The organism is Formosa haliotis (assembly GCF_001685485.1).
Taxonomy (GTDB): domain Bacteria; phylum Bacteroidota; class Bacteroidia; order Flavobacteriales; family Flavobacteriaceae; genus Formosa; species Formosa haliotis.
In genome coordinates this window covers 1356961-1369116 of sequence record NZ_BDEL01000001.1, presented here as the reverse complement: position 1 = coordinate 1369116, position 12156 = coordinate 1356961, and the positions used below count along the sequence as shown (strand labels likewise).

The 12156-nt window shown below is 31.9% G+C and carries 9 protein-coding genes; 6 read left to right on the top strand and 3 right to left on the bottom strand.

Translation table 11 applies throughout. From position 1 onward, the window contains the following. Positions 1–17: 17 nt before the first annotated feature. A complete protein-coding gene (locus A9D35_RS05575; RefSeq protein WP_066220121.1) occupies positions 18–2525 on the bottom strand; it encodes a pectate lyase family protein in 2508 nt (835 codons plus the stop codon). A gap of 484 nt (positions 2526–3009) precedes the next feature. Here A9D35_RS05575 and A9D35_RS05570 point away from each other — a divergent pair, with 484 nt between their 5' ends. Both A9D35_RS05570 and A9D35_RS05565 read left to right on the top strand, forming a co-directional pair. Further along, positions 3010–6591 (top strand): pectinesterase family protein, encoded by a 3582-nt coding sequence (locus A9D35_RS05570; RefSeq protein ID WP_066220117.1) that lies wholly within the window; start codon positions 3010–3012, stop codon positions 6589–6591. 242 nt (positions 6592–6833) lie between these two features. Then, on the top strand, positions 6834–7634 hold the full coding sequence (locus A9D35_RS05565) for a T9SS type A sorting domain-containing protein (protein ID WP_066220114.1): 801 nt from the start codon (positions 6834–6836) through the stop codon (positions 7632–7634). Positions 7635–8047: 413 nt separating this feature from the next. On the opposite strand, the gene A9D35_RS18900 is transcribed toward A9D35_RS05565, so the two are convergent. Both A9D35_RS18900 and A9D35_RS05555 read right to left on the bottom strand, forming a co-directional pair. Further along, positions 8048–8230, bottom strand: a complete 183-nt coding sequence (locus A9D35_RS18900; protein ID WP_066220110.1) for a hypothetical protein — start codon at positions 8228–8230, stop codon at positions 8048–8050. A 1196-nt stretch (positions 8231–9426) separates the two neighbouring features. After that, entirely contained in the window at positions 9427–9711 is a 285-nt protein-coding gene (locus tag A9D35_RS05555; RefSeq protein ID WP_066220109.1) for a helix-turn-helix domain-containing protein, read from the bottom strand. Positions 9712–10378: 667 nt separating this feature from the next. On the opposite strand from A9D35_RS05555, the gene A9D35_RS18335 reads away from it, so the two are divergent. From A9D35_RS18335 to A9D35_RS05545, 4 genes are all read left to right on the top strand, one after another. After that, positions 10379–10543: an Arm DNA-binding domain-containing protein gene (locus A9D35_RS18335; RefSeq protein WP_083191633.1), complete on the top strand. Its 165-nt coding sequence runs from the start codon at positions 10379–10381 to the stop codon at positions 10541–10543. 87 nt (positions 10544–10630) lie between these two features. After that, a complete protein-coding gene (locus A9D35_RS05550; RefSeq protein WP_159427044.1) occupies positions 10631–11155 on the top strand; it encodes a phage integrase SAM-like domain-containing protein in 525 nt (174 codons plus the stop codon). Between the two features lie 16 nt (positions 11156–11171). Next, a complete protein-coding gene (locus tag A9D35_RS18670; RefSeq protein WP_159427043.1) occupies positions 11172–11312 on the top strand; it encodes a site-specific integrase in 141 nt (46 codons plus the stop codon). A gap of 477 nt (positions 11313–11789) precedes the next feature. Continuing rightward, a complete protein-coding gene (locus A9D35_RS05545; protein ID WP_066220103.1) occupies positions 11790–12038 on the top strand; it encodes an RNA polymerase sigma factor in 249 nt (82 codons plus the stop codon). Positions 12039–12156: the final 118 nt, after the last annotated feature.

The following is a 12156-nucleotide window of genomic DNA, read 5'->3' as shown; positions in this document are numbered from 1 at the left end:
GTTAAATTGATTGATAATTAGTGCTTTAATAATATTTTATCAATCGTTTTTTGATTGGAGTACATTTTAATTAAATAAGTTCCAGTTTTTAAGGTGTTCAAATTAATTATTTTAATATCCTTAGCTGATTTTTTGAGTACAAGTGCACCTTGAATACTATAAATTTCTATTTTTTCAATATTTGAAGATGATGTTATAAATAAGTTATCTCTAACTGGGTTAGGATATAATTTTAATGATTTAATTTCACTGTCTACTATGCCTAAAGAATAGTCTACAACACTCATATAAAAAAGGTTCATAGTGTCTCCTTTAGTTATTTCATATTCGCTATTTGCATCTAAATCAACTTGAAGTATACCATTTATAACACTATTGTTTATTCCATTTATTTTAACACGATTGGATTCACCATCATTAAATACTAAAGTTAATGTACCTTCAGTAGTTGTTTTGAATTTGATACTGGTAACGCTTTCCATTTTTAAGCACTGTGTTAAAGTGAGTGAATTATAATTTACAGTTCCTTTTGATGTAGATAGATTTCCAGAAATTGTATAAAAGGAACTATTGATACCAGATTCTGTAAAATTGTGTATTTCTCCGCTTGAAGGCATTATTTCTGCAGATGGTATAGCAGATTTTGCTTTTGATTCTATAGAAGAGTCTGCTTTAATCCAATAGTAATACTCTGTATCGTTTGTAACATTATAATCTGTGTAACTTAAAGTTTTGCTATCTTCAATTGTAGCAAGTTTTATTCTTGCAGAAGGATTAGAACTTGTATGTCTATAAATGTCATAAGTAGAAGGCGTATAATTATTAACCATCCAATCCAATTTTACGAAACTATCACCTGGTGTTGCTGTTACAGTTATTTCAGGTTCTAAACCTTGTTCGCCTTGAATACATATTAATGAAGTTGTATAATTTGTTAATAATGATTTAAGTGCTAGGTTAACAGCATAAGACTTGTCATCTACAGCATTATTAAATGAAAATTTAATATCACCACCATTTACACGTCCAGAGTAAAGAATAACATTGTCACGTGCCTCTGCCGGTGAGTCAGGGATATAGCTGTACATTATTTCGTTATTTGTATCAAAATTATTGTAAGTGTTTCCTCCGTAGGCAGATAATACACTATTAGGAACTTTATCGTTTCTATTTGCAACTAAATAAGCATCAAAATCTATAGTAGGTGAGGGAAAGTCTGAATTTCCATATGCCACGAATCGATGTGCAGATTCAATGTAATTATTGAAAGCCTTTATTGTTCCTCCGTCTTCTTTAGAAAATGTAGGACTGTTATCATAATCGTTAGTGTGACTATTCTCATTATAAACATCTGAACCCTGCATAGACGTTAACATTGGATATTTGCAGTTACGGAAATAATTAGATTCTGAAAACACAGAAGAGCCTAAAGTCGATCCTATGCCGTATTTGGAATTACCATCGTAATAATTGTTATATACATGGGCAGAATAAAATCGAACACGAGGGTGGCGAGAATCGGAATGGTCGTACCAGTTATGGTGATAAGTGATGTATAAATTTTCAGTAGTATTTTCGCTTAAACCTAAAAGATTAGCTTTACCAGAGTCCCAAAAATGGTTATAAGAAAAAGTAACATAAGTTGATTTTTTACAATCTAAAGCCCCATCTCCCTTAGTTTGGTCGGAATCTCCACCAGCAGATCCATAGAAGAAATCTACATTATGTACCCAGATATATTGATTGTTTTGTTGCAATCCAATGTTGTCTCCTTCGTTGCTATCACAATTCATTGTTCCAATATTGCGAATTTCTATGTTAGAGGCATTTTTAATACGAATCCCCCAGCCATCTACGGTGGAGTCATCTCCAACACCTTCAAGTGTAATTGAGCTTTGAATCTCATTATTGTTCTCTATAACAATGTCACCTTTATCCATCACTGCTAAATCGGTTACTTGTCCAATTAAACGAATGATAAGTGGGCGAAAGTCTTTTCCTTTTTTGAATCCTGAAAGAATTTCTTGAAGACCAACGCAGGGATTTGCATTGGCACCTGTAACGTTAAGTTCAATTGTATCTTTATTGTTTTCAGATACATATATTATAACGGCTTCAGGTTTTGGTGTTCCATCTAAATTGTAGCCTCCAGGAATCCGGCCGTTAGAAAAGGCGAAACCCGTACGGTCATGGGCTTTAATGGAAATATTGGACGAAGTAGTTAAAGGGCTTTCTTTTCCGTTGGTAATCGCTGCAACACTTATAGTGTAAGTTCCTTCCTTGAGACCAATTAGGTCTGCACGGTTAAAATCACTGTAGCATCTAATTAGTTGATCGTCTATTTTTCTATTTGTAATGCCTTCTCCTGTATAATAAACATTGTAGCTGTCTGCTCCCTCTACAGGAGACCATTTAATAAAAGCAGATTCCAGCCAGCCTCCATATTCTATTATCGTAACATTTTGAGCTGTTATGAGAACTGTGAATAGCAAAAATATTGTGTAGATAAGTGTTTTTTTAAACATAGTTAATAGGTGTTTTTAGTTTGTTTATTTAGTAATTATTTATAGATGTAATCGATTGCTTAAAATTATATTAATTTTTGATATAAATATTAAATTTTAATAAAATAATTGAATGACACATGTTTGTTTAATTACTTAATCAGTGAGTGACTGATAAAATACTAATGCAAGTATCTTTTAAATATGTAAAATTTAATTTTAACAACTTTTTTTTGCGAATTGAATATTTTAATATACATTCGTGTAATCGATTACTTAATTAGTAATATAAAATGAATTTGTGTTTTTTGAATATCATATGGGAAACACCTAGGGCTTTCATTTTTTAAAAATATGTTCTATTAACAATCATAACCTATAAGGGTAGGTAAATTAAAGAAAGCATATTCAAATTGGGTGTTCTAAATAAACCTGGATATGAATTTGTGTATTTGGAATACCATCTTATGTCTAAACTAAATAAAAACTATAATTAATCTTAAGTATGAAAAAAAATTCCTTTTTCTTTTTGATTCCCATGCTTTTTTGCGTCTTTTTAGTGCAAGGGCAAATCAGTACGACCTATGATTTTACAGACGGAAGTACCTTTACTAATTCAGGTAGTACATTAACCTCAACGACTAGTCCAGATGGTAAATTAAGAACCCAGGCAGCAACCACACAATACCACAGCGCAGGTTACGGTGTTGTATTTAAGAACACAAATGTTTTAGAATTAGATGTTGATACAGGTAGTACAACAGTAACTTTTTCAGGATCTGTGCATAGTTCTGGTATCATGAACGGTGGGAGAACAACTGGAGGTACCGATTTAGGAAGTGCAGATGTAAAAGTAACTGTAGATAAAACAGGTACTTACGAGTTTACTTATCTAGGTGGAGCCACGACTTTATACTTTACGCTTGCTGGATCAAATGCGTATACACCTAAAGTAGAGGTAACTACCACCGTGGTTAACGTGGTAAAAACAGATGTTTGGGATTTTGGAGCCGAACAATTAGATCCCTTTTTATATAATAACATGTTAGATGAATCAACAATTAATGCCTGGTATCCAGGTGTAACTCCAGGAACATCTAATAAAAATACACCTCAAACGTTTACTGAAGGTATTTTGTCATGGGTAGGAGGTACCAACGACCGTTTGAGAACATCGAACACTAACCTGACTAGATATGATGAATCTGTTAGTGCATCAGGATATACAGGGAGATTGTACCAAAATGGAGGTACTTCATCGCGCTATATGAGTTTGAATTTAGATGAAGATGATGAAGTAACTTTGATGATGATTACACAGTCAGGCACAGGTCAGATACATTTTGAAAATGTTTCTGGAGCAGATACTCAAGATGATGTTGTAGCGGTAGGAGCTACAATTCAAGAGGTTAATTTTGTGGCTAAAGAAGCAGGAGAATTCCGTGTCTATGATATTAGCGATAAACCAAGTTTTTACAGAATATATAGAAAACCAGCTGAATATGTTACCGTTACAGGAACTGTAGATGAAACTTCAGCTGCAAATATTCCAAGTGGTTATTCTGTAGATTTTACAAACGAAGCTGGTAAAGTATTTTCAGCAGTTGTTTCTGGTTCTGTTTATAGTGTAAATTTACCTATAGAGTATACATACAACCTTAGTTTAGGAGGTGCAAATGGGTATGTTATTACTAACGGATTAACTTTAAATGCCAATGCATCAACCACAACACATGATGTAACTGTGGTAAAAGTAGATTTATTCGAAGTTACTGGTGCTATTTCAGGGTTATCAAATCTTAGTAATTTAACTCTAACTTTTACGCCAGACCCTTCTGCAAACACAGTTTACACTCCTGTAGTGGCTTTAAATACAAGCGCTTCAACTTATAGTGTGAGTCTTGAAGCTGGTATAGAATATACCATAACAGCAACTGGTGAAGATGATTACGAAATTTCATCAGATAAAATAACGATTACAGGCGCTCAAACCTACGATATTGCATTTACAGCAAAACCTTTACATGCTGTAACTATTAATACACCAGATTTAGATGCCACACTACGTGGTTTATTAAACCTTACGTTTACTAATTTAAATGATGAAAATTACAGCTATAATTTTAGTGATGTTACATCCGTATCTCTACGCGATGCTGTTTATAAGGTAAGTTATAGTGGATTGGATGACTATGCTTTAGAATTAGCTTTAACTCCTAATTTAACAGTTTCTGGAGCAGCCACTTCCATGCACTTGGTGTTTAATCAAGTAACGAATTGGAGTTTTGATGATAAAGACATTATAAACACCGACACCCACTATAAGGGCTTAGTTTTATCTGGAGTTAAAAACGAGAAAGCTAAAGGACATTTGGTAGCTAATGCAGGAAATACTGTTGAGGTTCCTATGCAGCCTGGCGATAAAATGATTGTGACTTACTATTATGCAGCCAATTTTGATATTGCAGGCGGAACACCTATAGTAAGCTCTAGTGGGAGCACCAATACTTTTGAAACGGTTCAATATTTATATCCAGGAAATGTTGCGGGTACAGTTATATTGAATGCTTTAGGAACCACTTACTTTACAAATATTGAAGTGAAACAAGCTGTTGCTTTTTCTGATGTGATTACCGTGGGATCTGGAAAAGATTACTTAACTATTAATGAAGCTTTAGCTGCGATAGCAGAAATGGACAGACCAAATGATGAGCGTGTTACAGTGATGATTGATCCTGGTAACTATGAAGAAATGCTTGAAATTACCAGTAAAAATGTGACTTTAAAAAATGCAGCATCGGCACCAAGTATTGCTATTTTAAATAAAGGTGTTGATATTGATGCCAACGCGGTTAGAATTACCTCGTATTATGGACAAAAATACAATTTCTTTAGTCAAGGTGAAGATAATAAATGGAGTGCTGAAGCCTTACATGTTAATAAAGCAAACGGCTATACAAATTATGAAAATAAAGAAGGCTCTGGTGGCGGTGCTTCCTATTGGAATGCGACGGTTGTGGTGAAAGCCGATGGTTTTACGGCTGAAGATATTATTTTAGAAAACTCATTCAATCAATACATTTCTTATAAAGAATCGCAAGATGTTGTGCAGGCTAAAAATACTGCTTCAGAACCTGTAAGACCAACCGATTACGGAAATACTGAGGTTCAAGATCGTTCTAAAGGCTATGTTACTCAAGCAGCTGCTATTGGGATTGCAAACAATACCGATAAGGTTGTGTTAAATAACTGTCGTGTTATTGGGCGCCAAGATTCATTTTACGGTGGCGTAGGATCAAGAGTTGTGGTTTACAAAGGTGCTATGATGGGGGCAGTCGATTATATTTTTGGAGGCATGACTGCAGTTTTCTATCAAACAGATTTTGTATTTAATACCAGTGATACTTCTAGTGATGCGGCCTATATTACCGCGGCACAACAAGATTCTGGCAGAGGCTACTTAATGTACGAATGCCATGTAAAATCGACGGTTCCAGGTGTTGAAACAGCATCAACCCATGGAGCTAAACCAGGCTATTTTGGGCGTCCTTGGAGAGCCAATACTAGTGAGGTGGTATTCTACAAAACAAATATCGATGCATCAACCTATCCAGGGGCCGAAGGACAATCGTTAATTAGTCCAGCTGGATGGACAAACTCTTTAAGTGGGGAGTCCGATTTAATGTATGAATACGGAACAATAGAGAAAGCTTTAGTAGATAATACGGCAAGTCGCGCTTCCTGGTCTACTGTTTTGTCATCTCCAATATTGAAGGATGGTACAAATATCGATCCTTTTGAATTCACAAAAGGGAATGATGATTGGGATCCTATTGAGACATTGGTACTGAGTGTTAATGATCATATTAGCTCAACAAACTCGGTGGTAGTTAAAGCTTACAAAGGGAATGTTTATCTTTCAAATGTAACTTCTAAAACAAATATTCAAGTATATAGTTTTACTGGAGCTCTGGTAAACTCTATTGATGTTGTTGGTGATTCCCATTTTAATTTAAAGAACGGACTGTATATTTTAAGGATTAAAGATGCAGTAGGTGTAAAAGTGGTGAAAATTTCTGCACATTAATAATTTCTCCTAATTCTGTCTAAATGAAGCGAGCGTATTATTTATTTTACACGCTCGCTTTTATTTTTCAACAATAAAGTTTGGTTTAAATTATGAATTGAATACTTATAAATCCATTTTGCTGCGAAAAAAGAATTTTAAGTGTGTTAAAATGAAAATTTTTTATTTATCATCGAATATAATTTCTTAAATTAGGCAATCGATTACAATCAAGTGATCGATTTAACTAAAACCTAAAAATTATGAAAAAACAATTACTATTAATTATTGTACCAATTTTATTTTTTTCGTTATCAATTCACGCTCAAAAGACTTGGGATTTGGGAAATGATGGCGGAGGATATTTTCCTGTGAATGATGGTATTCCTTCCGGAGGTTCAGGTGTCTTACTAGATAATTTGGCAGCGTATCCCCATTCCGACAGTGAAAACCTTATGGGGGAGATAGAAGATGCTCCCGTTGACGATAGTAAGTTTAGTGATGGTTTTACCGCGGCGAATCGTTATAAATTAAATGGAGGTGGGGCAGCAACAGGAAATATGCCAACTGTACGTTATTTAAAATTTGCCGTAAAGGGTGATTGCGATGTGAAAATTTGGTGTCGAAGCGGTGGTAGTAGTGAGCGTAGTCTTTTAGTAACGGATGGCACTAATGTTTTAGGGCAATATGATGCGCCATTAAATGATAAAGATTATGTTATTCTTTCAGCAAGTTATACCGGCGGTATTGGAAATATTTATATTTATGGTACTAATAACTTTAGTCTGTATAAAATTGAAGCGAGTGCTAATGTTGGAGAAACAACATTGAGTATTAATAAGAAAGCATTTCAAGTTTCTACAAACCTTAAAGCCATTGGAAACAGAATTGAAGTTTCTAATGTAAAGTATGCAACCTCAATTAATATTTATAGCCTTACAGGTGCATTAGTACAAACTGTGGAAACGTCTAGTGACACGAGTTTTACCTTTAGACCTGGACTTTATATTGCAACTGTTAAAACCGTTGAAGGTCAAAAATCAGTAAAACTACTTTTAAGATAATATAACAATTACAAGTTAGTTTGTTTTAAAAAAGGATATCCTGAGGGTATCCTTTTTTGTTTTTTGAATATTTAAAAAAGTTAGACCATGTAATTTAATTGCAGCTCATATATAAAGAATTATTTATAAGAATTTAGGGATATTCTTATTGAATTCGATTGTTCCTGTTTTTTATATCCGATTTGCTAAATTTAATCTGTTAATGATTTATTCTATCCGTAAAAATTATTAATTAATGATATTCTTTTGCTGAGGTTAGGGTCATCAAGGTGTAAAAAAAACTACCCTATATGTTAACTTTCGGATATATAATGATTAATAAACTTACTGTTATAATGTCGCCTAAGATTTATAAAGTGATTAAAAAATTCGGTTCAACTTACTAAATTACTACTTTAGTTTTCATCATGTCACTAATGAGGTTTAGCAATGGCAAAATCTTGTTTTAATAGTTTATTCCAGAATGTAATTTGAGCTAGATTTTCACCACTCTCTTTTGTTATAATCCAGAAATATAATTGTTTAAAATCTTTATAATACTTACTTGCCGAGAAACTGCAAATAAATAATACTTTCCTCAGTCTTCTATTTTCCATTTTACTAATTTTAAAGCCTTGATCTTAAAGTACTATCAATTTTTTTTTAAAAAAGTTGTTAGACATGCTAAAGAGCAGAGCTTTATACTCTTTTTAATGGATGTAAAAAAAATCAAATACAATTGAAATATTTTTCATCCTGAAAGTTTATAAATGTTCTTTTTTAGACTGCAAAATTACAATATTCAAACTTGAAGACTGCATAACCGGGTTCGGGTCTCACCACTTTTATAAGTCTTTGTCAAGCTTGAATATTGGATGTTAATTCGCAGTAAAAAAAGAAATATAATTAAATTAAAAAAAATGAGTATTCTTTTGAAATGAATGATATAGGTTTTGTTAATTCTAAATTATTTGAGTTTTGATTAAAAAATAATCATCGTAAATTTTTTTATAGTGAAAACAATAATTGACCACTATTTAATTATTCCATTCGAAGTAGAGCTTATCTAGTAGTCTGATTTTTGTCCCGATGTTACGGGACGAAATTGAAGAGCAAGAGGGTAACCCGCTAGCTCGCGGTTACTAATTTCATGTTTTTTATAATTAGTTGGTTTTTAGGTTATTGTGTTTATTGGTTTCGGCTTTCAACCAATTCATTATCTGTTTTTTTACCCAAAAACCAGCTCAGCCTAATAAAACCGGTACATTTTTTACCCAAAACTATGAATACAGATAATAAAGGAGAAAGATTTGAAATTTTGAAGTAGGGTTTCTATGATAGAAAAGTTCAAGAGGGCTAGTAAAAATATGAGGAAGACCTAGTCGATAACTTTACTTTTGAGGCTTAAGTTTTTTGAAATGAAGTGTATTTTTCCTGTGGAATATTTAGGAATCAGAAAAGAAACATTAGAGTAGGTTCTAAAAACATGTTTTGACTGAATGATGACTATTATCAATGAGTATTGAGAAGCATCAACCAAACCCTTAATAACCATTTCGGAATTCTTTTTTGAATAAGTTATTCCACAGAAAAAAAACTCGGATTATAGAATGGAAATGTAGTGAAGTAAAAAAATGAAATTTAGAAAATAAGACAAGCTATTAAAATTGGATTTCAGTATATTTAATAGATTAATTATTAAGCAGTTTTTTAGAGAATAAGTTTGAGTTTAGCAAATAGCAATTACACAAAATAAATAATGCTCAAGACAGACTTGAGCATTATAAGGTAAAGCATTAGAATAAATAGTAATTTAATATGGACCTCCATCTGATATTCTATTCTCTTCTAATATCTTTTGAATGTCTGTTAACTTATAATAGATAATATTTCCAATTTTGGTATATGGTATTGTTCCGTTTATACGAAAGTTTTGTAATGTTCCAGGGCTAATATTTAAAAGATTCATAACTTCGGAGGATCTAATATGTTTTTTGAACTCTTTCTTATCCTTATTCGATAATAGGGTTTTGATATCCTGTAGAAGTTTTGCTCTAAACTCAATAAGGTCTTCTGTTGTTACGATACTTGTGGCCATAATGTTAAATGTTTTAAGGTTTTGGATATTTTAGTTTTGATTACTGATTTCCTGAATTTATTTTAAATGGTTGAGTAGAGGTTTGAATATCTTGAATTTTAACATGCTTCAATACTCCTTAATTAAGAATAATTAAAGAAATTGACCATTTGTTACATTTATTATAAGGTATTACCCGTCATAATTTTGAGCAGAAAATATTCTATCAGATTTAAAAATACTATTTCAACAATCAATAATATTTAAATAGGGTTAATTTTAATTGTATCTTTATACATAGAAATGATAAGCTAATTTTTGTTTTATAGTTCTTGTTAATAAAGTGTACTATTCGGTGAGTAATTAATACGTAACGGTGTTAGTGTGTTGAAGATCTGTGGGTTGTGGTTTGATGGTTAATCCTGCCACCCCGACTTTATATAGTATCAAACTATATCAAAAACCTGTTAATCTTATGATTATCAGGTTTTTTTGTTTTTTTGTGACATCAAAATAAAACAAATAATATTTAATAAAATGTCAACAAATCGGATAACAAAATAAAATCTTAAAATTTGTTGACCAGATTTAGACTAAGATTTTGATAGTCAGTAAATAAATGTATCTTTATAAGTGATTTGACTTTCGTCTGATAACAATGAATATGTGTTAACAAAAAGACGAAATTATGAAAACATCCACCACCTTCAGTATTTTGTTCTGGGTAGACTTTTCTAGGGCAAAAAAAGAACATGCATCAATTTATGCAAGAATTACCGTAAATGGTAAGCGTACAACCATTAGTTTAAAACGTAAAGTTTTGATAACTGATTGGGATATCCATAAAAATTGAGCCCGTGGAACCAACCAGAAATCTAGAATGCTTAATAGTTATTTAGACGAAACCTTTAATCATCTTTTTAAATGTTATAGGGATTTAATGGGAGAAAAAAAGTTAATTACTTCTCAAGCAATTAAGGCAAGATATTTTGGGCAAGACGATACTAGCCATTCAATTATGGATATCGTAAATTACCATAATGAAGATATGGTAAATAAATTAAAGTGGGGAACACAAAAAAACTACTTTACTACACAAAAATATATTTCAAAATTTTTACTAAAAAGCTATAAAACCACGGACTTATATTTAAGGGAACTCGATTATCACTTTATTATTAAGTTCGAGAAGTATCTTAGAGGTTATATGCCTGTGGATCATCAAAAACCCATGGCTAATAATACGGTGATGAAGCATATAGAGCGCTTTAGGAAATTGATAAACCTATCGTTTAAATTGGGGTGGATAGAACGTGACCCATTTGTGAGTTTCAAATCTAAATTTATTAAAAATGACAGAAGTTTTTTGAGTAGCGAAGAGCTTCAAGTTATAGAAAATAAGTTGTTTTTAATCCCCTCGACTGAATTTGGTAAAGGATTTATTTGTATTCGCTTGCTATACTAGTTTGAGTTATATTGAAATGATTAATAGGACAGCAGATAATGTAGTTATTGGAATAGATGGTGGATTATGGATTTATTACAGACGTGAAAAAACCACTAATCCAATTCGTATACCATTATTGCCAAAGGCAGTGCAAATTATAGAAAGGTATAAGTAAGGGTTAGTCACCTAGAGTCTGGCCTTAAAATATTCATTTGGTGAATTTAGAGGTAAATTGATGTAGGCAAGTCTGATACTTATAATTTAATAATGGTAAACATATGTGAAGACTATTGATTGCTTTGGTTCTTTCAATAATTATAGAAGTATCTTATTATTGGCTTAGAAAAAAGTGCTTTTTGAAGATTATTATTCCTAATGTGTCGAGTTCAAATCTCGGTCTCCCTACAATAGTTTATATGGCTTCACAGAAAAGTGAAGTCAATAAAATTGATTCTCCACAAACGATTTATGTAACAGCAAAAAACAGATTCTAAAAATTAATAATTATTAGAACCTAGTCACTCCTTGCCATGTTGTTTTGCGTTTATATAATAAATTATGTAATTCTATAAAATAATAATCCATTTTGATGTTGTTTCCAAATGTTTAAAATATGGCGTTCTAATTGCAGCATCAATAGTATAAATGAAATATGACGTTAGCAGGAAAAAATATAGTTTATACAAGTAAAGAGTTTAAAGTAATATTTGAGCGGTTTTACCCGCATTTATATGCTTTAGCTTCTAGATTATTAGAAAGTGAACAAGCGGGAAAAATTGTGTCGCATCAAGTGTTTGTAAATTTGGGTAAACATGAAGGAGTGTTTAAAGATGAATTAGATTTGCAAACATATTTGTATACTGCCGTTAAATTAGAATGTGAAAATAAACTTCGTACATAGCGGGTTGTGTCTCTGTAAGTTATTTGAAGTAGGCAAAATTAGTTTTAATAATTATTTAAATATAATGCTTAAAATAGTGTGTTTGTGTTATGTTTTGACTTGATTTTATAGATTTAAT